Source organism: Streptomyces sp. GESEQ-35 (assembly GCF_017948485.1).
Taxonomy (GTDB): Bacteria; Actinomycetota; Actinomycetes; order Streptomycetales; family Streptomycetaceae; genus Streptomyces.
In genome coordinates, this window is the sequence record NZ_JAFFSX010000009.1 from 107,865 (window position 1) to 129,923 (window position 22,059).

Here is a 22,059-nt window from a genome sequence, read left to right on the forward strand (position 1 = left end):
TCAACAGGCCCCGGAGCCGGAGTAGGCCGTACGAAGGGGAGCAGCTCGACGTGACTGTCGTATCCGCCGATGTTCTGCCGGGCGGTGCCCTGGGCGTGGAGGAGGCCGCCGACGGGGCGGCCGAGCTCGGGCCGCGGGCGCGGCTGTGGCCCTCGCTCGCCGCCGTGTACCGGGCGCAGCTGTCCCGGGCGCGGGTCGCGCGGATCCCGCTGCTGTTCGTGGCGACCTTCCAGTCGATCGGGATCATGATCCTGATGCGCGGAGTCGTGGACGGCGGTGACGAGGCCTGGTCCGTGGTGGCCGGGGCGTCGGTGCTGGTCGTGGCGTTCGTCGCGCTGAACCTGCTGGCCCAGTACTTCGGGCAGCTGCGGGCCAGCGGAGGGCTCGACCACTACGCGACGCTGCCCGTGCCGCCCGCGGCGGTGGTGCTGGGGGCGGCGGGCGCGTACGCGTCGTTCACCGTGCCGGGGACCGTCGTGACGGCGGTGTTCGGGTGCGTGCTGTTCGGGCTGCCGCTGTCGCATCTGTGGGTGCTGGTGGCGGTGATCCCGCTCGCCGGTGCCGCGCTCGCCGGGCTCGGCGCGGCCCTCGGGCTGCTTGCGCCGCGGCCCGAACTGGCCACGGTGCTGGGGCAGTTGGGGATGTCGGCGGCGCTGCTCCTTGGCGTGCTGCCGGCCGACCGGATGCCGGGGTTCGTGCAGTTCGCCCGCGATCTGCTGCCGTCGACGTACGGGGTCGAGGCCTTCGCGCGTACGTTCGGGCCGCATCCGGACTGGGCCTTCGTGCTGCGTGACCTCGCCGTCTGCGGAGTCGTGGGCGTGGTGTCGCTGGCCGTCGCCACCTGGGCGTACCGTCGAGCGGCCGTCCGGTGACGCGCCGCACAGGCGGGACTGGCACGATGTCAGGGTGACCGCACCGCTGACGCCTCCTCCGCCGCCACATGAACAGCCGCCCCACGGAGGGTGGCCGCCGTCGCCTGCGGGCCCTTCGCCGGCCGCGCCGGGATACGGGGCCCCTGCGCCGCGTGATGTCGGGTACGGGTACGGACAGGACGGGCCCGGGATGAAGACGGAAGTGCGGGAAGCCGCGGTCGTCACCGTCGCGGTGGCGCTGAGCGGGCTGCTGCTCGGGGTGCTGTGGGCGTGGCTGGCGCCGCGCGTGCCGCTGGTGGGCGACGTCGTCGACAAGAGCTGGGTCGTCTACCTCAAGGACACCGAGGGGGAGCAGGCGATCGGGGTCGATGGCACGTTCGCTCTGCTGGCGTTGGCCTTCGGCGTGGTGAGTGCGTTCGTCGTGTTCCTCGTACGGCGGCGTGGGGGCGTGCCACTGGTGGTGGGCCTGGCCGTCGGTGGGCTGCTCGGGTCGCTGCTGGCCTGGCGGCTCGGCATCTGGCTCGGGCCCGAGCAGGATGTGGTCGCCCACGCGAAGGACGTGGGCAAGGGCGTTGCGTTCTCCGCGCCCTTGGAGCTGGGGGCCAAGGGCGCGCTGCTGGCGTGGTCCCTGGCCGGGGCGGTGGTGCACCTGGGGCTCACGGCGCTGTTCGGGCCGCGGGATCCGGATCCGTACCAGCAGGGGTCGTACGGGGCGCCGCAGACGTAGGGCCGGGTTGCCTGCGGCACCCGTTGCTGTCGTTCAGCGAGTTACGCCGGTCGCCTCCCGTGATTCGCTCGGCCCTTCTTGATGCGCCACTTGCGTTTCCGGGTCTTCTTCGACATGTTCCCTCTGCTTAACCGAGGAAGGGACCGGCGTCGAGAGGTCAGGCGCGGGCGATCGGGGCCAGGGTGGCGTCCGTGAGGTCGGTCAGGTCTTTCGGGGACAGTTCGACCTCCAGCCCCCGGCGGCCCGCCGAGACGCAGATCGTGTCGAAGCCCGCTGCCGAGGCGTCCAGCACGGTGCGCAGCTTCTTGCGCTGGCCCAGCGGGGAGATGCCGCCCCGGACGTAGCCCGTCGTGCGTTCCGCGAGGGTCGGGTCCGCCATCGTCGCGCGTTTGCCGCCCACCGCTGTCGCCAGGGCCTTGAGGTCCAGGGAGCCGGACACCGGGACGACGCCGACCACCAGTGTGCCGTCGACGTCCGCGACCAACGTCTTGAACACCCGCTCAGGGGAGACGCCCATCGCCTCGGCCGCCTCCTCGCCGTAGGAGGGATGCGCGGGGTCGTGGTCGTAGGCGTGGACCGTGAACTCCGCGCCCGCCACCGTCAGGGCCACGGTCGCCGGTGTCCCGCCGGGCTGTTGCTGCTTCTTCGACTTCTTCGCCATCCGGCCTGTTCCAGGTTCAGTTCTGACTCGTCGGGCCGCGCGTCAGATCCGACGCCGGCAACGACGGCAGATTACGGATGATGGCCGTCTCGGAGCGAAGGAGTTTCAGTTCGTCGCGCAGCCGGGACGCGGTGTCCGGGGCCTGGAGCAGGCGCTGCTTCGCCGGTGTGTCCAGCATCATCGCGGCCGCCACCAGGTACGACACGACCGACGGCTCGTCCGGCAGCTCCGCGCCGGTCGTCAGCGACCGCTCCCGCGCGCCCGCCAGCCGCTTCTGGTACTGGCGGAAGGCCCGCAGCACGCCCTGGGCCAGCGGTCCCGCCTCGTCGCCCGGCTCCTCCGGCAGTTCCTCCAGCTCGGCCGTCAGGAACGGGCCGGATGAGTCGACCGACAGCAGCCGCACCCGGGTCGTCCCCGTCGCCAGTACCTCGAACGTACCGTCGGCCCGCTCCCGGATCGTCGCCGCGTCGGCCACACAGCCCACGCCGTGGAAGGCCTTGACGGGGTCGGCGCCGAAGCCGGCCGCGGGCCCGCGATCGGGCAGGGCTGTCGGGTCCGGCATGCCGGGCGCGCTGGCGGCCACCTCGTGGCCGTCGCGGATCGCCACGACGGCGAACCGGCGCGATTCGTCCTCGGGGGACTTGAGCAGTTCGCGCATCATGGCGCGATAGCGCTCCTCGAAGACGTTCAACGGGAGCACGAGTCCCGGGAACAGCACCGAGTTCAGGGGGAAGAGCGGAAGCCGGACGGTGGTCACGGCGCAAAAGCCTAGTGGGCGCGGGAGAACGCGCGTGCCCACCGCCCACCTGGTGGGCAGCTCGCGAACCTCCTCAGCTCCGTCGCAGCAGCCGCGTGGCCCCCGCCGCCACCGTCGTCGCGAGGATCCAGCCGAGCAGAATCATCGCCGCGGCCAGCCACTGCCAGCCGCCGCGCAGCTGCCAGAAACCCACCTGGCCAAGGTCGATGACCGGGAGGAGCAGGTCGAGGGCGAAGAGGGCCGGGTTCCACGCCGGGTGCTCGCCGGACTTGATCGGCGGATGGTCGGCGTGGACGAAGGCCACCGAACTCGCCGCCCACAACAACGCCATCCAGACCGCCGCCCGCCCTGGCCGGTAGCCGTAGGCCACCGTCAGGTCCTGCGCATACCCCCACAGCTTGGCCGCCGGCGGCAGGGTCTCGCGGCGGCGGCGCTGCTTGGCCAGCAGCACCTCGCGGGCGTCCTCGTCCTCGCCGCCGGCCCGCAGGACGGTGGCCAGCCGCTCGTACGGCTCCGGGTTGTACTCGGCGGTCGCGGCGGCCACCCACTCCAGCCGCTCGGCGAGCGGGAACGGGCCGCGCGGCACGATGTTCTCGTAGGCGAAGCCGCCCATGTGCAGCCGCCCGGGGCCGGGCCAGCTGTCCGTCCGGTCCATCAGGTTGACGATCTTCGCCCCCGAGAGCACGACCCGCCCACGCGCCGGCCGCTCCCCGAGGAAGCGCAACTCCGGCGTCTGTACCCGGCGCAGCGACAGCTCCTGCTCGTCGGTGAAGACGAACCGGGCCCGCTCGAAGTCGACGGAGTCCCCGAACCGCCCGTCGTCCAGCCGCACCCCGCCCTCGCACTCGACCCGCTGGACCCGGGTCCCGCGCGCGGGCGTGGTCCCGCTCAGCAGCACGCTCCCGACACCGGCGGGGGTCAGATACAGCGTCCGCCCGACGGTCAGCTGCGGCGCGTTCAGCGCGAACCGGGTGTACGGGTTGGCCAGCCGGGCGCCGCGCAGGCTCAGCGACACGCCGACGTTGGCCCCGCGCAGCCGCAGCTCGCCGTGCGACTCGAGCAACTCGGCCTGGAGGTCCTGCCCGATGGTGATGCCGTCGCCGGAGATGGAGCGCCCGCTGCGGTCGCGGTAGACGATGGCCTGGTTGAGCAGCAGATCCGTACCGATGTGCGCGTCGGTCAGCCGTACGCCGTTGTGGAAGCGGCAGCGCGGCAGATGCAGATCGCCCTCCGTCGCCACCCGCGCCGCCTCCAGGCGCGGCACCGAGCAGTCCACCAGCCGTACGGTCGTGAAGCGGGCCTCCGGCAGCAGGATCTCCCGCTCGAAGCGGCAGCCGCGCAGCTCGACATACGGGGTGATAGTGCCGCCCGCGAGGTCCAGGGTGCCGCTGATCTGGACTCCGGTGAGCTTCAGGGAAGCCACCCGGCCCGTGAGCGGGGGCGGTCCGTCCAGGAGCAGCCAGCACACGATCCGCGCCCGCACGGTCCGCTCGGGTCCCCACGGGTGTCCGCCGTGCGGATCGTCGACGATCGCGTCGCCGCTGCTCAGGTCGTACACGCTGCCGTTGCGGAAGGCCTGCCACATGCCGGCCTCGGCGGCGGTCAGATCGTCCGGCAGGTCTCCGGCGCGGATGCCGGCCCCCTCGGTCACAGTCGTCCCTTCCTCCTGTTACTGATGGGTTTCGTACAACTGTTCATGCCCGCTGAGTGACGCCCCGAACGCTAAAGGTGAAGGGGATCTTCCACGTCATGTATCAGCCATTGATACGTGCGAACGACGCCCGACTCCGGTCTGCGAGAATTGAGCCCGTGATCTCCCGAATCGATCTGCGCGGCGACGCCCTTCCCGAGGGCCCCGCCCTGCGCGACCTGCTGCCCCGAGCCGACTTCGACGTACAGGCCGCCCTGGAGAAGGTGCGTCCGATCTGCGAGGCCGTGCATCATCGGGGCGACGCGGCGCTGATCGACTTCGCGGAGAAGTTCGACGGGGTCAGGCTCGACCGGGTGCGGGTGCCGGCCGAGGCGCTCGAAAAGGCTCTCGAAGAACTCGACCCCGCCGTCCGCGCGGCCCTGGAGGAGTCCATCCGGCGCGCCCGTCTCGTCCACCGCGAGCAGCGCCGCGGCACGCACACGACCCAGGTCGTGCCCGGCGGCTCGGTCACCGAGAAGTGGGTGCCGGTCGAGCGGGTCGGGCTGTACGCCCCCGGCGGCCGGTCCGTCTACCCGTCCTCCGTGATCATGAACGTCGTGCCCGCGCAAGAGGCCGGCGTCGAGTCGATCGCGCTCGCCTCCCCGGCCCAGGCCGAGTTCGGTGGCCTCCCGCACCCGACGATCCTCGCCGCGTGCGCGCTGCTCGGCGTCGACGAGGTGTACGCGGCCGGCGGCGCCACCGCCGTCGCGATGTTCGCGTACGGCACCGAGTCCTGCCCGCCCGCCAACATGGTCACCGGCCCCGGCAACATCTGGGTCGCCGCCGCCAAGCGCTACTTCACCGGCAAGATCGGTATCGACGCCGAGGCGGGCCCGACCGAGATCGCGGTCCTCGCGGACGAGACGGCCGACCCCGTGCACGTCGCCTCCGACCTGATCAGCCAGGCCGAGCACGACCCGCTGGCGGCAGCCGTGCTCGTCACGGACTCCGTGGAGCTGGCGGACGCGGTCGAGAAGGAGCTGGAGCCGCAGGTCGCGGCCACCAAGCACATCGAGGACCGGATCGTCCCGGCGCTGAAGGGCCGGCAGTCCGCGATCGTCCTCGTCGACGGCATCGACGAGGGGCTGCGGGTGGTCGACGCGTACGGCGCCGAGCACCTGGAGATCCAGACCGCTCAGGCCGTCGAAGTCGCCGACCGGGTCAGGAACGCGGGAGCGATCTTCATCGGCCCCTGGGCGCCGGTCTCGCTCGGCGACTACGCCGCCGGGTCCAACCACGTCCTGCCCACCGGCGGCTGCGCCTGCCACTCCTCGGGCCTGTCGGTCCAGTCCTTCCTGCGCGGCATCCACATCGTCGACTACACGAAGGACGCGTTGGCCGACGTGGCGCATCACGTGGTGACGCTGGCGGAGGCGGAGGACCTGCCCGCGCACGGCGCGGCGATCAAGGCCCGTTTTGCCGGAGGCGAACAAATCGGGCACAGCGACTGGAAGGTACCCGAGGGCAAGTGACCGGCATCGACGATCTCCCCGTACGGGACGAGCTGCGCGGCAAGTCCCCTTATGGCGCGCCCCAGTTGGACGTCCCCGTACGGCTGAACACCAATGAGAACCCCTACCCGCTGCCCGAGCCGTTGGTCGAACGGATCGCCGAGCGGGTGCGCGAGGCAGCCCGGAACCTCAACCGCTACCCGGACCGGGACGCCGTCGAGCTGCGCACTCAGCTCGCCAGGTACCTGACCGACACCTCCGGTCACGAGGTCGGCCCGGCGAACGTCTGGGCGGCCAACGGCTCCAACGAGGTCATCCAGCAGCTGCTCCAGACCTTCGGCGGCCCAGGCCGTACCGCGATCGGCTTCGAGCCGTCGTACTCGATGCACGCGCTCATCGCGCGCGGCACGGGGACGGGCTGGATCTCGGGCCCGCGGGGCGACGACTTCACGATCGATGCCGAGGCCGCCGGGAAGGCGATCGCCGAGAACCGGCCGGACGTCGTCTTCATCACCACCCCCAACAACCCCACGGGCAACGCCGTTCCGCCCGAGACGGTCCTCGCGCTGTACGAGGCCGCGCAGGCGGCGAAGGCGTCGATGGTCGTGGTCGACGAGGCGTACATCGAGTTCAGCCACGGCGACTCGCTGCTGCCGCTGCTCGAAGGTCGGCCGAATCTCGTCGTTTCGCGGACGATGTCGAAGGCGTTCGGCGCGGCCGGACTCCGCCTCGGCTACCTCGCCGCGCACCCGGCCGTCGTCGACGCCGTCCAGCTCGTACGGCTGCCGTACCACCTCTCGGCGATCACCCAGGCGACCGCGCTTGCGGCCCTTGAGCACACCGACACGCTGCTGAAGTACGTCGAGCAGCTGAAGGCCGAGCGGGACCGGCTGGTGAACGAGTTGCGGGCGGCCGGCTACGAAGTCGTCGAGTCCGACGCGAACTTCGTGCAGTTCGGCCGGTTCGAGGACTCCCACACGGCCTGGCAGCGGATCCTCGACCAGGGCGTCCTGGTCCGGGACAACGGCATCGCGGGGTGGCTGCGGGTCAGCGCCGGAACCCCCGCTGAAAACGACGCGTTCCTCGACGCGGTACGTGAACTGAAGAAGGAGCAGAACGGATGAGCCGCGTAGGACGCGTGGAGCGAGTCACGAAGGAGACCTCGGTTCTCGTCGAGATCGACCTCGACGGCACCGGGAAGACGGATATCTCCACGGGCGTCGGCTTCTACGACCACATGCTCGACCAGCTCGGCCGGCACGGTCTGTTCGACCTGACCGTGAAGACCGAGGGCGACCTGCACATCGACTCGCACCACACCATCGAGGACTCCGCCCTCGCGCTGGGCGCCGCCTTCAAGCAGGCGCTCGGCGACAAGGTGGGGATCTATCGGTTCGGCAACTGCACGGTCCCCCTGGACGAGTCGCTCGCCCAGGTGACGGTGGATCTCAGTGGCCGCCCGTACCTCGTGCACACCGAGCCCGAGAAGATGGCGCCGATGATCGGCGAGTACGACACGACGATGACCCGGCACATCCTGGAGTCCTTCGTCGCCCAGGCCCAGATCGCGCTGCACGTGCACGTGCCGTACGGGCGCAACGCCCACCACATCGTGGAGTGCCAGTTCAAGGCGCTGGCGCGGGCGCTGCGGTACGCGAGCGAGAAGGATCCGCGCGCCGCCGGCATCCTGCCGTCCACGAAGGGTGCGCTGTAAAGCCATGAACGGTCTCTCCACGGTCCTGATCGTCGTCGGGCTCTTCCTGGTCGGCGGCATCATCTCCTTCGCCAAGCAGCAGATGCCGAAGGGCCTCATCGTGCTGCTCTCCATCGGTGCCGCGATGTGTCTTCTCGCCGGTGTCGTGAGACTGGAGGTGTGGAATTGAGCGCACCCAAGAGCGTGGTCGTCTTCGACTACGGCTTCGGCAATGTGAGGTCGGCCGAGCGTGCCCTCGCGCGCGCCGGGGCCGATGTCGAGATCACCCGTGACTACGACAGGGCCATGAACGCCGACGGGCTGCTGGTGCCCGGCGTCGGGGCCTTTGCGGCCTGTATGAAGGGGCTGACCGAGGCCCGCGGCGACTGGATCGTCGACCGTCGCCTCGCCGGCGGCCGTCCCGTCATGGGCATCTGCGTCGGCATGCAGATCCTGTTCGCGCGCGGCATCGAGCACGGCGTGGAAACCGAGGGCCTCGACGAGTGGCCCGGTTCGGTCGAGCCGCTCCAGGCCGACATCGTGCCCCACATGGGCTGGAACACCGTGGACGTCGCGCCCGGCTCCGAGCTGTTCGCCGGTCTCGACACGGACGCGCGCTTCTACTTCGTGCACTCCTACGCCGTCCACGACTGGCACCTCGAAGTGCAGAACCCGACGATGGCCGCGCCCAAGGTCACCTGGTCGACGCACGGCAAGCCCTTCGTGGCCGCCGTGGAGAACGGCGCGCTGTGGGCGACGCAGTTCCACCCCGAGAAGTCCGGCGACGCCGGAGCCCAGCTCCTCACCAACTGGATCGGAACACTGTGAGCAAGCTCGAACTCCTCCCCGCCGTCGACGTCCGCGACGGCCAGGCCGTCCGCCTCGTGCACGGCGAGTCCGGGACCGAGACCTCCTACGGCTCCCCTCTGGAGGCCGCCCTCGCCTGGCAGAGCTCCGGCGCCGAGTGGCTGCACCTGGTCGACCTGGACGCCGCGTTCGGCACGGGCGACAACCGTGATCTGATCGCCGAGGTCACGAAGGCCATGGACATCAAGGTGGAGCTGTCCGGCGGTATCCGCGACGACGCCTCCCTCGCCGCGGCCCTCGCGACCGGCTGCACCAGGGTGAATCTCGGTACCGCCGCGCTGGAGACCCCGGACTGGGTCGCCAAGGTCATCGCCGAGCACGGTGACAAGATCGCGGTCGGTCTCGACGTACGCGGCACGACCCTGCGCGGCCGCGGCTGGACCCGTGACGGCGGCGACCTCTACGAGACGTTGGAGCGCCTCAACGAGGAGGGCTGCGCGCGGTACGTGGTCACCGACATCGCGAAGGACGGCACGCTCCAGGGCCCGAACCTGGAGCTGCTGAAGAACGTCTGCGCGGCGACGGACCGCCCGGTCGTGGCCTCCGGAGGCGTGTCCTCGCTGGACGACCTGCGGGCCATCGCCGAGCTCGTACCTCTCGGCGTCGAGGGTTCGATCGTCGGGAAGGCCCTGTACGCCAAGGCGTTCACCTTGGAAGAGGCCTTGGAGGCGGTAGCCCGGTGAGCGACGTACGGCGTGTCACGACCGGTGCGCCCTGGGAGGAGGCCTTCGGCTACTCCCGCGCGGTGGAGCTGCCGAACGGCCTGGTGCTGGTGTCCGGTTGCACGTCCATAGTGGACGGGGAGATTGCCGGCGGCGGTCCGTACGAGCAGACGGTCAACGCCTTCAACGTCGCGTTCGCGGCGCTGGGGCAGCTGGGTCTCGGCCGGGACGACGTCGTACGCACGCGTATGTACATCACCCATGCCCGGGACGTGGACGATGTGGGACGCGCTCACAAGGAGCTGTTCGACGCCGTTCGGCCCGCCGCATCCATGATCATCGTCTCCGGCTTCGTGGACCCCAGTCTGGTCGTCGAGGTCGAGGTGGAGGCGTTCCGAGGAGATACCGCAGCATGACCCTGGCCGTACGAGTCATCCCCTGCCTGGACGTGGACAACGGCCGGGTCGTCAAGGGCGTCAACTTCCAGAACCTGCGCGACGCGGGCGACCCCGTCGAGATGGCCAAGGTGTACGACGCCGAGGGCGCCGACGAGCTGACCTTCCTGGACATCACCGCGTCGTCGGGCAACCGCGAGACGACGTACGACGTGGTGCGCCGCACCGCCGAGCAGGTGTTCATCCCGCTCACGGTCGGCGGTGGCGTCCGTACGGCCGAGGACGTGGACAAGCTGCTGCGGGCGGGCGCCGACAAGGTGGGCGTCAACACGGCGGCGATCGCCCGGCCGGAACTGATCCGCGAGATCGCCGAGCGCTTCGGCCGGCAGGTCCTGGTCCTGTCGGTGGACGCACGGCGGACTCCGTCCGGGAGCTTCGAGGTCACGACCCACGGCGGCCGCAAGAGCGCCGGCATCGACGCCGTCGAGTGGGCGCACCGGGCCGCCGAGCTGGGCGCGGGCGAGATCCTGCTCAACTCGATGGACGCGGACGGCACGAAGGACGGCTACGACATCGAGATGATCGAGGCTGTTCGCAAGCACGTGACGGTGCCGCTGATCGCCTCCGGCGGGGCGGGCACGCTGGCCCACTTCCCGCCCGCCATCGCGGCGGGCGCGGACGCGGTGCTGGCCGCGTCCGTCTTCCACTTCGGCGATCTGCGGATCGGTGAGGTGAAGGGGACGTTGCGGGGGGCGGGGCACCCCGTACGGTAGTTCGAGCTTTCGCTCTCGGTAGTGAACGCGGTAGTGATCAAGGTTCTGCGCTGCCTATGGTGCTCATATGCCTGGAATCACGATTGAGTTCACCGAAGAAGAGCTGGCCGAACTGCGCGCCGAGGCCAAGGAGCAGGGCGTCGCGATCAAGCGGCTGGCGCACGACATACTGACCGAGGATGTCGTGCGGAGGCGGCAGAAGCAGCGGTTCGTCGAAGGTGCCTCCAGGTACGCCCGGGAGATCATGGCCGACTTCGAAGAGCGCTTCCCGGAGGGGCTTCGGTGACGCTGTACGTCGACTCGGGCTGGGTCCTGAACGTTCAGATCGAGGTCTCGCCCGCGAACACACCGATCCGCGACTGGGGCGCGCTGTACTGCATGGCAGAGCGGCACAGATACGAGCGCATCGCGGACGAGCCCTACTACGAGGAAGCCGAGGCGCGCGCGGCGACGTTCCTGCACACAGCCCTGCGACTGCGGCCGTTCACGGACTACAACGCGTCGATCGGCATCGGCTGTGTACGCGCGTACATGGAGGAGTCCGGGTTCCCGATCAATCCCAAGGCCGGGGACTGGGCGATACTCGTCGCCGACATCCGCAGCGATGAGGCCGGACTCACGGAGACCGCCCGCCTGCTGCGTGCCTGGGCTTCGTGAGCCGGTGACCGACTCCGACATAGCCCCGCCCAGCCTCAGCACGCTCAGCACCGACCGCCCCGCCCACCGCGACCCCAACGTCCTGCGCTGGCTCGTCGCCTACACCGCCTCGATGATCGGCGACAGCGTCTACTACGTCGCCCTGTCCTGGGCGGCCGTACAGTCCGGCACGCCCTCGCAGGCCGGGCTTGTCATGGCGGTCAGCGCATTGCCGCGGGCGCTGCTGATGCTGGGCGGCGGAGTGGTCGCCGACCGGTTCGGGCCGCGCAGGGTCGTGATCGGCAGCGACTCGGTGCGCTGCGCGGCCGTGCTGGCGGTGGCGGCACTGCTCTTCTTCACCAGCCCCGGCCTGTGGCCGCTGGCAGCCCTTGCGTTGGTCTTCGGCGCCGTCGACGCCGTGTTCCTGCCCGCTGTGGGCGCGCTCCCCGCGCGCGTGACGACGCGTGGGCAGCTCGCGCGCGTGCAGGGCATGCGAGGCCTGGCGATCCGGTTCGCGCTCGTCGTGGGCGCGCCTCTTGGCGGCTTCGGCGTGGCGGCGGGCGGTGCGGCGACCGCGTTCGCGCTGGCCGGGCTGCTGATCGCCGTATCGGTGCCCCTGCTGGTGTCCATACGGATACGGGAGCTGCCGCCCGACGACGAAACCGACGCCCATGACTCCACCGCCTGGGGCGACCTTGGGGCGGGCCTGCGCTACATCCGCCGCCACCGCGTCCTCGCCCCACTGGTGCTCGCCATCGCCCTGGGCGATCTCGGCTTCGTCGGCCCGCTGAACGTCGGCCTGACCCTGCTGGCCGACGAACGCGGCTGGGGCGCCTCCGGGGTCGGCTGGGTGCTCGCCGGGCTCGGCACCGGCGCGGGGGCCGCCGCCCTGCTGCTGGCCGTACGCGGTCGCATCCCGTACGCCGGACACGTCGCCGCCTACGCCCTGCTCGCGGGCGCGGTCGCGATGGGTGCCCTCGCCTACGCGCCCGGCGTGATCGTGGCCGTCGGCACGGCCCTTCTCATCGGGCTGCTGGCCGGGCTGAGCGGTGCGCTGTGCGGGGCGCTGCTCCAGACCCAGTCCGACCCCGCCTACCTGGGCCGCGTGACCGCGGTGGCCGGCCTGGTCAGCCTCGGTCTGGCCCCGCTGAGCATGCCGGTGTCGGCGGCGGCCATCGGGGCATGGGGGACCGGCCCGGTGTTCGTGGTCAGCGCGGTGGTGTGCGGGCTCGGCGGGGTGGTCGCCCTGTGCGTGCGCGACCTGCGCCGCGCCGAGCTCCCCAGGTGACCGCTCAGATCCCCAGCTGCTTCGTCGCGCTCAATTTGGTGATCGCGTCCTCTTCGCCCTCCAGCTCCACCTTGGCGGCGCTCTGCCTGCCGTACGCGAACAGCAGCAGTTCCGACGGGGTGCCGGTCACCGTCACGACCGGTGTGCCGCGGTGTGCGACCGCCGTCTGGCCGTCCGGGCGGCGCAGGACCAGACCGGTCGGGACGCCACGGCCCATCAGACGGGCGGAGCGCTCCAGGCGGGACCACAGGGCGTCCTGGAAGACCGGGTCGAGCTCGCGCGGCGTCCAGTCGGGCTGGGCGCGGCGGACGTCCTCGGTGTGGACGTAGTACTCGATGGTGTTGGACATCTCGTCGAGCTGCTTGAGCGCGAACGGCGAGAAGCGCGGCGGGCCGGTGCGGATCAGCTGGATCAGCTCCTCGTACGGCTTGGCGGAGAACTCCGCCATCACCCGTTCCAGGCGCGGCGCCAGCTGCTTGATCAGGATGCCGCCGGCGGCATCGGGGCGACGCTCGCGCACCACCACGTGCGCGGCGAGGTCACGGGCCCGCCAGCCCTCGCACAGGGTCGGGGCGTCCGGGCCCTCGGCCTCCAGCAGGTCGGCCAGGAGAAGTCGTTCACGCTTGGCGAAAGTCGACATGCAGTCAGCGTACGGCCACACAACGGGTCCGCCCAATGGACGCAGCCCCGGGTTTGTCAGTACGGCGCGGCACAATGGTCGGCATGACCAGCACGCCCCGGCAGTCCAGCCGCCTCGCCCCGGAGATCGCCGCGCGCCTCAAGCGCAGCGCGGACGGGCTCCTGCCCGCCATCGCCCAGCAGCACGACACCGGTGAGGTGCTGATGCTCGGCTGGATGGACGACGAGGCGCTGCACCGCACCCTGACCACCGGCCGCTGCACGTACTGGTCGCGCAGCCGCCAGGAGTACTGGGTCAAGGGCGACACCTCCGGCCACTTCCAGCACGTCAAGTCCGTCGCCCTGGACTGCGACGCCGACACCGTGCTGGTCAAGGTCGACCAGGTCGGCGCCGCCTGCCACACCGGCGCGCGCACCTGCTTCGACGCCGATGTGCTGCTCAAGGACGGCGCCGACTCCGGCCCGTCCGCAGCGGATCAGTAGGGTCAGCCGCCATGGACCTCGAGACGTTCCGCAAGCTGGCCACCGACCGCCGCGCCATCCCCGTCACCCGCAAGCTCCTCGCGGACGGCGACACCCCGGTCGCGCTCTACCGCAAGCTCGCCGCCGAGCGCCCCGGCACCTTCCTGCTGGAGTCCGCGGAGAACGGCCGCTCCTGGTCCCGCTACTCCTTCGTGGGAGTGCGTTCGGCGGCGACGCTCACCGAGCAGGACGGCCAGGCCCACTGGCTCGGCACCCCGCCCGTCGGCGTCCCCGTGGACGGCGACCCGCTGGCCGCCCTGCGCGCCACCATCGAGGCCCTGCACACCCCCCACCAGGAGGGCATGCCGCCCTTCACCGGCGGCATGGTCGGCTACCTCGGCTACGACATCGTGCGCCGCCTGGAGAAGATCGGCCCCGGTGACCGGGACGACCTCCAGCTCCCCGAGCTGACGATGCTCCTCACCAGCGACCTCGCCGTCATGGACCACTGGGAGGGCTCGGTCCTGCTGATCGCCAACGCGATCAACCACAACGACCTCGACACGGGCGTCGACGAGGCCCACGCCGACGCGATGGCCCGCCTCGACGCCATGGAGGCCGACCTCGCGCGCGCGGTCGCCCAGCCGCCCGCCGTGCTCCCGCCCTCCGAACTCCCCGAGTACACCGCGCTGTGGGGCGGCCCCGACTTCCAGGAGGCCGTCGAGGACATCAAGGAGCGCATCCGGGCCGGCGAGGCCTTCCAGGTGGTCCCCTCCCAGCGCTTCGAAACGCCGTGCACGGCAAGCGCGCTCGACGTCTACCGGGTCCTGAGGGCGACCAATCCGTCGCCGTACATGTACCTGTTCCGCTTCGAGGGCTTCGACGTCGTCGGCTCGTCCCCCGAAGCGCTCGTCAAGGTCGAGGACGGACAGGCGATGGTCCACCCCATCGCCGGCACCAGGCCCCGCGGGGCCACCCCGCAGGACGACCAGGCCCTCGCCGACGAACTGCTCGCCGACCCCAAGGAGCGCGCGGAGCATCTGATGCTCGTCGACCTCGGGCGCAACGACCTGGGGCGGGTCTGCGAGCCGGGTTCCGTGGAGGTCGTGGACTTCATGTCCATCGAGCGCTACTCGCATGTGATGCACATCGTCTCGACGGTCACCGGCCGGATCGCTCCGGGCCGTACCGCCTTCGACGTGCTCACCGCCTGCTTCCCGGCAGGCACCCTCTCCGGCGCCCCCAAGCCCCGCGCGATGCAGATCATCGACGAACTCGAGCCGTCCAGGCGGGGGTTGTACGGCGGCTGCGTCGGCTACCTCGACTTCGCGGGCGACTCCGACACCGCCATCGCCATCCGCACGGCACTGCTGCGCCACGGCACGGCGTACGTCCAGGCCGGCGCGGGCATCGTCGCCGACTCCGACCCGCTCGCCGAGGACACCGAGTGCCGCAACAAGGCGGCGGCGGTGCTGCGCGCGGTGCACACGGCGAACCGGCTCGGAAAGTAGGACGGGTCTCACGTGAACCCCGGGTGACGGTTCGCCCGGTGTTGGAGCGATAGTGGAGTACGTGACTGCTGTTCCTCACCCCCGTTCCGAAGCCGCCGGACCCGCCCGGGCCGGCCGCCTCAGCCTCGCCGTCGCCCTTTTCGCCGGCGCGCTCGGCGCGGCCGTGGCGCTGCTGGCCACCCGCCAGCGGTGGTCGGAGGGCACCGCGACCGTGGCCGGCGGCTCCTTCCCGCTGACCGCGAGCGGCAGCGACGTCACGGGCGTGCCCGCGGCCCTCGCCATAGTGGGCCTCGCCGCGCTCGTCGCCGTCTTCGCCGTCCGCAAGGCCGGGCGCCTGCTGGTCGCGGCCCTGCTCGCGCTGTCCGGCGCCGGGATCGTCGCGGCGGCCCTGTTCGGCACCTCCGACAGCTCCGCGCTCGACGAGCAGGCCGCCAAGACCACCGGCGACACCGCCGCCACCGTCGACGCGCTCAGCCACACCGCATGGCCGTACGTCGCGGCGGTGGGCGGCGTCCTGATCCTGCTCGCCGGACTGCTCGCCCTGCGCTACGGCCGGCTGTGGCCCGCGATGTCCGGCCGCTACGAGCGCTCCGGTGCGCCCCGGCCGCGGCGCAAGGCCCCCGTCGTCGACCCCGACCGGCCCGAGGACCTGTGGAAGGCGCTGGACCGCGGCGAGGATCCCACCGGCGCGTGACGCTCCGCTGGGGGTGGCGGGATGGGTCGTCGTTTGGCTGCGGGCCCGGTGGGGGCTGGTCGCGCCCAGGCGGCGGAGCCGCATATCGATACAGCCCCGCGCCCCTTCGGGGCACGACCTGACCGGCGCGTCTGATCCACAGGGCCTACCCCCGAGCACGGCATGCGCGCCCGTGCGGGACAATGATGGCGAGCGTTCGGCTCACACAGGCATACAGCAACGAGGAGCAAGCAATGGCGGGCAGCAGCCACGGTCACACCCCGGCCGCCTGGACCGGTGTCACGATCGCCTTCATCGGTTTCTGCGTCTCGGGCGCCTTCATGGTGCTGGCCAACCCGGTGGGCTTCTGGGCGGGCATGGGCGTCGTGGTCATCGGCGGCATCGTCGCCTGGATCATGCAGGGCATGGGCCTCGGCCAGCCGAAGGACGCCCACGCGTCCTACCAGGCGCTCTCGGAGAAGCACGAGCCGGCCGGTGTCAACGGCTGAAGTCCCGTACAGCGCAAGCACCGTGTGAGGGGCGGACCGGCGTGGCGCCGGGGCCGCCCCTCACGCGTGCGCGGGGCACAATGCAAGACGTGAACCTCGACAGCCCGAACGCCACACCGTCCCACGCCGGGGCCGTCCTCGGGCGGCTGGCCGTGCCCGTGGGGATGATGGCGGCCGTCGCCGGGGCCTTCGCGTACGTCGGGACAGTGGACCCGAACGAGCCCGGTCACTACCCCGCCTGTCCGCTCCTCCAGTACACCGGCGTCTACTGTCCCGGCTGCGGCGGCCTGCGCAGCGCGCACGCCGTCGTCCACGGGGACTTCCTGGCGGCGCTCCAGGACAACGCGGCCGCGGTGGTCGGCTTCGCGCTCTTCGCCGTCGTATGGACCGTCTGGGTGGTCCGCGCGGCGCGTGGCCGGCGGCCACTGCGGATCGAACTCGGGTCGGCGCACCTGTGGACCGTCGGGGCATTGCTGCTGGTCTTCACGGTTGTCCGGAACTTGCCGTTCGGTGGCTGGCTCCACCCTTGATCAATTGGCGAACGTCCAGGTAATGGGACCGGCGTCAACCGGATGCGAGGCCTACGCCTTCCTCCGGATACCATCGAAGTGACCATCCGTTCTCGCTGGTCGCTGGAACTGTCAACCGTCTGGAAGGGGGCCGCTCGCGTGAGTGTGCTCGACGAGATCATCGACGGAGTCCGTGCCGACCTCGCGGAGCGGCAGGCGCGCGTCAGCCTCGACGAGCTCAAGGAGCGCGCGGCCAAGGCTCCCGCGGCCAAGGACGGTCTGGCCGCCCTGCGCGGGGACGGCGTCAAGGTCATCTGCGAGGTCAAGCGCTCCAGCCCCTCCAAGGGCGCGCTGGCCGCGATCGCCGACCCGGCCGGACTCGCCGCGGACTACGAGGCGGGCGGCGCGGCCGTCATCTCCGTCCTCACCGAACAGCGCCGCTTCGGCGGCTCGCTGGCCGACCTGGAAGCGGTCCGCGCCCGCGTGGACATCCCGGTCCTCCGCAAGGACTTCATCGTCACGTCGTACCAGCTGTGGGAGGCCCGGGCCTACGGCGCCGACCTCGTGCTGCTGATCGTCGCGGCCCTCGACCAGCCCGCCCTGGAGTCCCTCATCGAGCGCGCCGAGTCCATCGGGCTCACGCCGCTCGTCGAGGTCCACGACGAGGACGAGGTGGACCGCGCGGTCGACGCGGGCGCCAAGGTCATCGGTGTCAACGCGCGCAACCTCAAGACCCTCGAGGTGGACCGCGGCACCTTCGAGCGAGTGGCGCCGGAGATCCCCGAAGGCATCATCAAGATCGCCGAATCCGGCGTCCGCGGCCCCCACGACCTCATCGCCTACGCCAACGCCGGCGCCGACGCGGTCCTGGTCGGCGAGTCCCTCGTCACCGGCCGAGACCCGAAGTCCGCGGTGGCCGACCTGGTCGCAGCGGGCGAACACCCCGCACTCCGCCACGGCCGCGGCTGACCCCCCGCTAGGCTTGCCCCGATGACTCTCCCGATGACCGTGCCGACCACGGACCGCTACGCCCGCCTCGCGCGCGGCTGCCGCCCCCGTGGCTGCCGCGCGCCCGCACGCAGGGTGCACGGCCGCCGGGTCCGCTACGTCATCGGTGACGAACCTGGGCAGGTAAACGGCCAGCGATGGCAACGCCCCTTCTTTTAGGGGCGCGGGGAACTGCGCGACAAGCCACGGACGGCCGGCAGCCGTCCAGAAAGCCCCGCCCCCACGGCGAATAGTGTCATTCCACAAACTCACCGTGAGGTTTCCGCATGCCCAGCGACTTCTTCATCCCCGACCCGGAGGGTCAAATCCCCAGCCCCGAAGGCTACTTCGGAGCGTTCGGCGGCAAGTTCATCCCGGAGGCCCTCGTCGCCGCCGTGGACGAGGTGGCCGTCGAGTACGACAAGGCCAGGCACGACCCCGAGTTCGCCCGCGAGCTCGACGACCTGCTGGTCAACTACACCGGCCGCCCGTCGGCGCTCACCGAGGTTCCTCGTTTCGCCGCCGAAGCGGGTGGCTGCCGTGTCTTCCTCAAGCGCGAGGACCTGAACCACACCGGCTCGCACAAGATCAACAACGTGCTCGGCCAGGCCCTGCTCACCAAGCGCATGGGCAAGACCCGAGTGATCGCCGAGACCGGCGCCGGCCAGCACGGCGTGGCGACGGCGACGGCCTGCGCGCTGTTCGGCCTCGAATGCACCATCTACATGGGCGAGATCGACACCCGGCGCCAGGCCCTGAACGTGGCCCGGATGCGCATGCTCGGCGCCGAGGTCATCGCCGTGAAATCCGGATCGCGCACCCTCAAGGACGCGATCAACGAGGCGTTCCGCGACTGGGTCGCCAACGTCGACCACACCCACTACCTGTTCGGCACCGTCGCCGGTCCCCACCCCTTCCCCGCCATGGTGCGCGACTTCCACCGGGTCATCGGGGTCGAGACCCGCCGCCAGCTCCTGGAGCGCGCCGGACGGCTGCCCGACGCGGCCGTGGCCTGCGTGGGCGGCGGCTCCAACGCCATCGGCCTCTTCCACGCCTTCATCCCGGACCCGGACGTACGCCTTATCGGCTGCGAGCCCGCCGGGCATGGCGTCGAGACGGGCGAGCACGCGGCCACGCTGACCGCCGGTGAGCCCGGCATCCTGCACGGCTCCCGGAGCTACGTCCTTCAGGACGAGGAGGGCCAGATCACGGAGCCGTACTCGATCTCGGCCGGTCTGGACTACCCGGGCATCGGGCCCGAGCACTCCTACCTCAAGGACAGCGGGCGCGCCGAGTACCGGGCGGTCACCGACGACGCCGCCATGCAGGCACTGCGCCTGCTGTCGCAGACCGAGGGCATCATCCCGGCGATCGAGAGCGCGCACGCGCTCGCCGGTGCGCTCGAAGTCGGCCGGGAGCTCGGCAAGGACGGGCTGATCGTGATCAACCTGTCCGGCCGCGGCGACAAGGACATGGACACCGCCGCCCGCTACTTCGGGTTGTACGACACCGACGCCGAGGTCGCCGCCGACGCCGGCAGCGAGACCGCTGAGATCGAGGGGGACGCCAAGTGAGCGGCAACATCCAGCTGTTGACGGACACCCTCGCCGGCGCGAAGGCGGAGGGCAGGTCCGCTCTGATCGCCTACCTCCCGGCCGGATTCCCGACCGTCGACGGCGGCATCGAGGCGATCAAGGCCGTCTTCGACGGCGGCGCCGACGTCGTCGAGGTCGGCCTGCCGCACAGCGACCCGGTCCTCGACGGACCTGTCATCCAGACCGCCGACGACATCGCCCTGCGCGGCGGCGTCAAGATCGCCGACGTCATGCGCACGGTCCGGGAGGCGTACGAGGCGACCGGCAAGCCGGTGCTCGTGATGACGTACTGGAACCCGATCGACCGCTACGGCGTCGAGCGCTTCACCGCCGAGCTCGCCGAGGCGGGCGGCGCGGGCTGCATCCTGCCCGACCTGCCCGTGCAGGAGTCGGCGCTGTGGAGGGAGCACGCCGAGAAGCACGGCCTCGCGACGGTCTTCGTCGTGGCGCCCAGCAGCAAGGACGAGCGGCTCGCGCAGATCACCGCGGCGGGCAGCGGCTTCGTCTACGCCGCCTCGCTCATGGGTGTCACCGGCACCCGTGCGTCGGTGGGCGCGCAGGCCCAGGACCTGGTCCAGCGCACCCGGGCCACCGGCACCGACCTGGCGGTCTGTGTCGGGCTCGGTGTCTCCGACGCGGCCCAGGCCGCCGAGGTCGCCGGCTTCGCGGACGGCGTGATCGTCGGGTCGGCCTTCGTGAAGCGGATGCTGGACGCGGCGGACGACACAGCCGGTGTCGAGGCCGTCCGCGCCCTCGCCGGTGAGCTGGCGAAGGGCGTGCGCGGCCAGGCATAACGGAATATTCGGTCACTCGAACGGGTGGACCTGGGGCCGGGGAGGCGCGGTGCGCCTCCCCGGTTCGTTCTGTGGGGTGTGAGCGAGAAGAACCGTGAGGGAAAGCGCACCGCCCGCGAGCGGCTGGCGGACGAGCGCGAGAAGCAGAAGTCCGCGGACAAGCGACGACGGACCCTGATCGTGGGCGCGAGCGTCGTCTGCGTCCTGGGTCTCGCGGCGGTGATCGGCGTCGTCGCGGCGAACGCGGGCAAGGACGACAGCGAGAGCGCAGGGCCGCTCGTGGCGCCCTCGGGGGCGAACGGCGAGGAGAACCTCGCCATCCCGGTCGGCAAGAGCAGCGCCAAGTCGACGCTCACGGTCTGGGAGGACTTCCGCTGCCCGGCCTGCAAGGCCTTCGAGACGGCATACCGCTCGGCCATCCACGAACTGACGGACGCCGGGCAGCTCAGAGCCGAATACCGCCTCGCGACGATCATCGACGGCAACATGGGCGGCACCGGCTCCCGCAACGCGGCCAACGCCGCGGCCTGCGCCCAGGACGCCGGAAAGTTCACCGCGTACCACGACGTGCTGTACGACAACCAGCCGCCGGAGACCGACGACGCCTTCGGCAAGAACAGCAAGCTCATCGAGCTGGCCGCCAAGGTCGACGGTCTCGACACCCCGGCCTTCCGCACCTGCGTGGAGAAGGGGACGTACAACACCTGGGTCGGGAAGTCCGCGGACGCCTTCCAGAAGGGCGGCTTCAGTGGCACGCCGACCGTGCTGCTCGACGGCAAGAACATCTCGCAGGACCAGACGATGACGCCGGCGAAGCTGAAGCAGCTGGTACAGCAGGCGAACCAGGGGTGAGCCGGGGGCGCCCCCCGTTATGGACCCGTAGCCGGGCTGCTTGCCGTGGGTGCGGCCCGGCAGGGTAGCGTCGACCTTGCCATGGAACTTGCCTACATTCCCAGCCCGTCGCGCGGGGTGATCCACCTCGGCCCCATTCCGCTGCGCGGCTATGCGTTCTGCATCATCATCGGCGTCTTCGTCGCCGTCTGGCTCGGCAGCAGGCGCTGGGTCGCCCGGGGCGGTCGGCCCGGCACGGTGGCCGACATCGCCGTCTGGGCGGTGCCCTTCGGCCTCGTCGGCGGCCGGCTCTACCACGTGATCACGGACTACGAGCTGTACTTCAGCGAGGGCCGCGACTGGGTGGACGCCTTCAAGATCTGGGAGGGCGGCCTCGGTATCTGGGGCGCGATCGCGCTCGGTGCGCTGGGCGCGTGGATCGGCTGCCGCCGCCGCGGCATCCCGCTGCCCGCCTACGCCGACTCCGTCGCGCCCGGCATCGCTTTGGCGCAGGCGATCGGACGCTGGGGCAACTGGTTCAACCAGGAGCTGTACGGGCGGGAGACCGACCTTCCCTGGGCCCTGCACATCACGTCCTCGGCGGACGGCCGGGTGCCCGGGTACTACCACCCGACGTTCCTTTACGAGTCGCTGTGGTGCATCGGCGTCGCGGTTCTCGTCATCTGGGCCGACCGCCGCTTCAAGCTCGGACACGGGCGGGCCTTCGCGCTGTACGTCGCCTCGTACTGTGTCGGCAGGTTCTGGATCGAGTACATGCGGGTCGACGAGGCCCACCACATCCTGGGCCTCCGCCTCAACAACTGGACCGCCCTGGTCGTGTTCCTGCTCGCGGTGGTGTACATCGTGGTGTCGGCGAAGAAGCGGCCGGGGCGGGAAGCGATCGTCGAACCGGATCCGGAGGTCGATGCGGATGCGGATGCCTCCGGCGGTTCGGCCGAGGGTGCGGATAAGGGTGCGGATGAGGCCGGCGGTGCTGAAGAGGCCGACGGTGACGAGGAGAAGGACGGGGCTGAGACCGAGTCCGGGTCTGCGAAGAAGACCTGAGGTTTGGTTGTA

Annotated in this window: 28 protein-coding genes; 24 read left to right on the forward strand and 4 right to left on the reverse strand. The window is 71.1% G+C overall.

Features of this window, described 5'->3' with window-relative positions; genetic code table 11:
- Positions 1-50: 50 nt before the first annotated feature.
- Both KCH87_RS19365 and KCH87_RS19370 read left to right on the forward strand, forming a co-directional pair.
- Entirely contained in the window at positions 51-872 is an 822-nt protein-coding gene (locus KCH87_RS19365; RefSeq protein ID WP_210587407.1) for an ABC transporter permease, read from the forward strand.
- A 34-nt stretch (positions 873-906) separates the two neighbouring features.
- Entirely contained in the window at positions 907-1,599 is a 693-nt protein-coding gene (locus tag KCH87_RS19370) for an AAA family ATPase (protein WP_210587408.1), read from the forward strand.
- A 157-nt stretch (positions 1,600-1,756) separates the two neighbouring features.
- Here the strand turns inward: KCH87_RS19370 and ybaK are convergent, their stop codons facing one another.
- The 3 genes from ybaK to KCH87_RS19385 form a co-directional block, all read right to left on the reverse strand.
- On the reverse strand, positions 1,757-2,260 hold the full coding sequence (ybaK, locus tag KCH87_RS19375) for a Cys-tRNA(Pro) deacylase (protein ID WP_210587409.1): 504 nt from the start codon (positions 2,258-2,260) through the stop codon (positions 1,757-1,759).
- A 16-nt stretch (positions 2,261-2,276) separates the two neighbouring features.
- Positions 2,277-3,017 (reverse strand): LON peptidase substrate-binding domain-containing protein, encoded by a 741-nt coding sequence (locus KCH87_RS19380; protein ID WP_210587410.1) that lies wholly within the window; start codon positions 3,015-3,017, stop codon positions 2,277-2,279.
- A 73-nt stretch (positions 3,018-3,090) separates the two neighbouring features.
- On the reverse strand, positions 3,091-4,668 hold the full coding sequence (locus KCH87_RS19385; RefSeq protein WP_210587411.1) for an oxidoreductase: 1,578 nt from the start codon (positions 4,666-4,668) through the stop codon (positions 3,091-3,093).
- Between the two features lie 158 nt (positions 4,669-4,826).
- Here KCH87_RS19385 and hisD point away from each other — a divergent pair, with 158 nt between their 5' ends.
- The 11 genes from hisD to KCH87_RS19440 all read left to right on the forward strand — a co-directional run bounded on the left by hisD (position 4,827) and on the right by KCH87_RS19440 (position 12,472).
- Positions 4,827-6,179 (forward strand): histidinol dehydrogenase, encoded by a 1,353-nt coding sequence (gene hisD, locus KCH87_RS19390; protein ID WP_210587412.1) that lies wholly within the window; start codon positions 4,827-4,829, stop codon positions 6,177-6,179.
- Positions 6,176-7,282: a histidinol-phosphate transaminase gene (locus KCH87_RS19395; RefSeq protein WP_210587413.1), complete on the forward strand. Its 1,107-nt coding sequence runs from the start codon at positions 6,176-6,178 to the stop codon at positions 7,280-7,282. The genes hisD and KCH87_RS19395 overlap by 4 nt, the downstream gene beginning before the upstream one ends.
- A complete protein-coding gene (gene hisB / locus KCH87_RS19400) occupies positions 7,279-7,872 on the forward strand; it encodes an imidazoleglycerol-phosphate dehydratase HisB (protein WP_210587414.1) in 594 nt (197 codons plus the stop codon). Before KCH87_RS19395 ends, hisB begins: the two co-directional genes overlap by 4 nt.
- A 4-nt stretch (positions 7,873-7,876) precedes the next feature.
- Positions 7,877-8,041 (forward strand): hypothetical protein, encoded by a 165-nt coding sequence (locus tag KCH87_RS19405; protein ID WP_210587415.1) that lies wholly within the window; start codon positions 7,877-7,879, stop codon positions 8,039-8,041.
- The gene (gene hisH, locus KCH87_RS19410; protein ID WP_210587416.1) at positions 8,038-8,679 is read left to right on the forward strand and encodes an imidazole glycerol phosphate synthase subunit HisH; all 642 of its coding nucleotides are present in this window, start codon (positions 8,038-8,040) and stop codon (positions 8,677-8,679) included. Before KCH87_RS19405 ends, hisH begins: the two co-directional genes overlap by 4 nt.
- On the forward strand, positions 8,676-9,401 hold the full coding sequence (gene priA / locus KCH87_RS19415) for a bifunctional 1-(5-phosphoribosyl)-5-((5-phosphoribosylamino)methylideneamino)imidazole-4-carboxamide isomerase/phosphoribosylanthranilate isomerase PriA (RefSeq protein ID WP_210587417.1): 726 nt from the start codon (positions 8,676-8,678) through the stop codon (positions 9,399-9,401). The genes hisH and priA overlap by 4 nt, the downstream gene beginning before the upstream one ends.
- On the forward strand, positions 9,398-9,796 hold the full coding sequence (locus KCH87_RS19420; protein WP_210587418.1) for a RidA family protein: 399 nt from the start codon (positions 9,398-9,400) through the stop codon (positions 9,794-9,796). Before priA ends, KCH87_RS19420 begins: the two co-directional genes overlap by 4 nt.
- On the forward strand, positions 9,793-10,548 hold the full coding sequence (gene hisF / locus KCH87_RS19425; RefSeq protein WP_210587419.1) for an imidazole glycerol phosphate synthase subunit HisF: 756 nt from the start codon (positions 9,793-9,795) through the stop codon (positions 10,546-10,548). The genes KCH87_RS19420 and hisF overlap by 4 nt, the downstream gene beginning before the upstream one ends.
- Before the next feature lie 67 nt (positions 10,549-10,615).
- A complete protein-coding gene (locus KCH87_RS19430; RefSeq protein ID WP_210587420.1) occupies positions 10,616-10,834 on the forward strand; it encodes a hypothetical protein in 219 nt (72 codons plus the stop codon).
- A complete protein-coding gene (locus KCH87_RS19435; protein ID WP_210587421.1) occupies positions 10,831-11,205 on the forward strand; it encodes a hypothetical protein in 375 nt (124 codons plus the stop codon). The genes KCH87_RS19430 and KCH87_RS19435 overlap by 4 nt, the downstream gene beginning before the upstream one ends.
- A gap of 4 nt (positions 11,206-11,209) precedes the next feature.
- Positions 11,210-12,472 (forward strand): MFS transporter, encoded by a 1,263-nt coding sequence (locus tag KCH87_RS19440; protein ID WP_308298862.1) that lies wholly within the window; start codon positions 11,210-11,212, stop codon positions 12,470-12,472.
- 4 nt (positions 12,473-12,476) lie between these two features.
- Here the strand turns inward: KCH87_RS19440 and KCH87_RS19445 are convergent, their stop codons facing one another.
- Positions 12,477-13,112, reverse strand: a complete 636-nt coding sequence (locus KCH87_RS19445) for a TIGR03085 family metal-binding protein (protein WP_210587423.1) — start codon at positions 13,110-13,112, stop codon at positions 12,477-12,479.
- Positions 13,113-13,195: 83 nt separating this feature from the next.
- Here KCH87_RS19445 and hisI point away from each other — a divergent pair, with 83 nt between their 5' ends.
- The 11 genes from hisI to lgt all read left to right on the forward strand — a co-directional run bounded on the left by hisI (position 13,196) and on the right by lgt (position 22,047).
- Positions 13,196-13,594: a phosphoribosyl-AMP cyclohydrolase gene (gene hisI / locus KCH87_RS19450; RefSeq protein ID WP_210587424.1), complete on the forward strand. Its 399-nt coding sequence runs from the start codon at positions 13,196-13,198 to the stop codon at positions 13,592-13,594.
- A gap of 11 nt (positions 13,595-13,605) precedes the next feature.
- Positions 13,606-15,084 (forward strand): anthranilate synthase component I, encoded by a 1,479-nt coding sequence (locus tag KCH87_RS19455; RefSeq protein WP_210587425.1) that lies wholly within the window; start codon positions 13,606-13,608, stop codon positions 15,082-15,084.
- 52 nt (positions 15,085-15,136) lie between these two features.
- Complete coding sequence (locus KCH87_RS19460; protein WP_210587426.1) at positions 15,137-15,778, forward strand: TIGR02234 family membrane protein; 642 nt, start codon at positions 15,137-15,139, stop codon at positions 15,776-15,778.
- Between the two features lie 233 nt (positions 15,779-16,011).
- Positions 16,012-16,266, forward strand: coding sequence for an HGxxPAAW family protein (locus KCH87_RS19465; RefSeq protein WP_210587427.1), 255 nt, complete (start codon positions 16,012-16,014; stop codon positions 16,264-16,266).
- A gap of 80 nt (positions 16,267-16,346) precedes the next feature.
- On the forward strand, positions 16,347-16,796 hold the full coding sequence (locus tag KCH87_RS19470; protein ID WP_210587428.1) for a DUF2752 domain-containing protein: 450 nt from the start codon (positions 16,347-16,349) through the stop codon (positions 16,794-16,796).
- 138 nt (positions 16,797-16,934) lie between these two features.
- Entirely contained in the window at positions 16,935-17,744 is an 810-nt protein-coding gene (gene trpC, locus KCH87_RS19475; protein WP_210587429.1) for an indole-3-glycerol phosphate synthase TrpC, read from the forward strand.
- A 21-nt stretch (positions 17,745-17,765) separates the two neighbouring features.
- On the forward strand, positions 17,766-17,942 hold the full coding sequence (gene trpM / locus KCH87_RS19480) for a tryptophan biosynthesis modulator TrpM (RefSeq protein WP_210587430.1): 177 nt from the start codon (positions 17,766-17,768) through the stop codon (positions 17,940-17,942).
- Positions 17,943-18,049: 107 nt separating this feature from the next.
- Entirely contained in the window at positions 18,050-19,336 is a 1,287-nt protein-coding gene (trpB, locus tag KCH87_RS19485; protein ID WP_210587431.1) for a tryptophan synthase subunit beta, read from the forward strand.
- The gene (gene trpA / locus KCH87_RS19490) at positions 19,333-20,151 is read left to right on the forward strand and encodes a tryptophan synthase subunit alpha (protein WP_210587432.1); all 819 of its coding nucleotides are present in this window, start codon (positions 19,333-19,335) and stop codon (positions 20,149-20,151) included. Before trpB ends, trpA begins: the two co-directional genes overlap by 4 nt.
- Positions 20,152-20,229: 78 nt before the next feature.
- Positions 20,230-21,003 carry a thioredoxin domain-containing protein gene (locus tag KCH87_RS19495; RefSeq protein ID WP_210587433.1) on the forward strand — a complete coding sequence of 258 codons (774 nt, stop codon included), beginning with the start codon at positions 20,230-20,232 and terminating at the stop codon, positions 21,001-21,003.
- 81 nt (positions 21,004-21,084) lie between these two features.
- Positions 21,085-22,047 carry a prolipoprotein diacylglyceryl transferase gene (gene lgt, locus KCH87_RS19500; RefSeq protein WP_210587434.1) on the forward strand — a complete coding sequence of 321 codons (963 nt, stop codon included), beginning with the start codon at positions 21,085-21,087 and terminating at the stop codon, positions 22,045-22,047.
- Positions 22,048-22,059: the final 12 nt, after the last annotated feature.

Bases quoted from the DNA above. Each gene is read 5' to 3' on its own strand.
- ybaK (WP_210587409.1), bottom strand. From the start codon at position 2,260: ATGGCGAAGAAGTCGAAGAAGCAGCAACAGCCCGGCGGGACACCGGCG.
- hisB (WP_210587414.1), top strand. From the start codon at position 7,279: ATGAGCCGCGTAGGACGCGTGGAGCGAGTCACGAAGGAGACCTCGGTT.
- KCH87_RS19405 (WP_210587415.1), top strand. From the start codon at position 7,877: ATGAACGGTCTCTCCACGGTCCTGATCGTCGTCGGGCTCTTCCTGGTC.
- hisF (WP_210587419.1), top strand. From the start codon at position 9,793: ATGACCCTGGCCGTACGAGTCATCCCCTGCCTGGACGTGGACAACGGC.
- KCH87_RS19430 (WP_210587420.1), top strand. From the start codon at position 10,616: ATGCCTGGAATCACGATTGAGTTCACCGAAGAAGAGCTGGCCGAACTG.
- KCH87_RS19445 (WP_210587423.1), bottom strand. From the start codon at position 13,112: ATGTCGACTTTCGCCAAGCGTGAACGACTTCTCCTGGCCGACCTGCTG.
- hisI (WP_210587424.1), top strand. From the start codon at position 13,196: ATGACCAGCACGCCCCGGCAGTCCAGCCGCCTCGCCCCGGAGATCGCC.
- KCH87_RS19455 (WP_210587425.1), top strand. From the start codon at position 13,606: ATGGACCTCGAGACGTTCCGCAAGCTGGCCACCGACCGCCGCGCCATC.
- KCH87_RS19465 (WP_210587427.1), top strand. From the start codon at position 16,012: ATGGCGGGCAGCAGCCACGGTCACACCCCGGCCGCCTGGACCGGTGTC.
- KCH87_RS19470 (WP_210587428.1), top strand. From the start codon at position 16,347: ATGCAAGACGTGAACCTCGACAGCCCGAACGCCACACCGTCCCACGCC.
- trpM (WP_210587430.1), top strand. From the start codon at position 17,766: ATGACTCTCCCGATGACCGTGCCGACCACGGACCGCTACGCCCGCCTC.
- trpB (WP_210587431.1), top strand. From the start codon at position 18,050: ATGCCCAGCGACTTCTTCATCCCCGACCCGGAGGGTCAAATCCCCAGC.
- lgt (WP_210587434.1), top strand. From the start codon at position 21,085: ATGGAACTTGCCTACATTCCCAGCCCGTCGCGCGGGGTGATCCACCTC.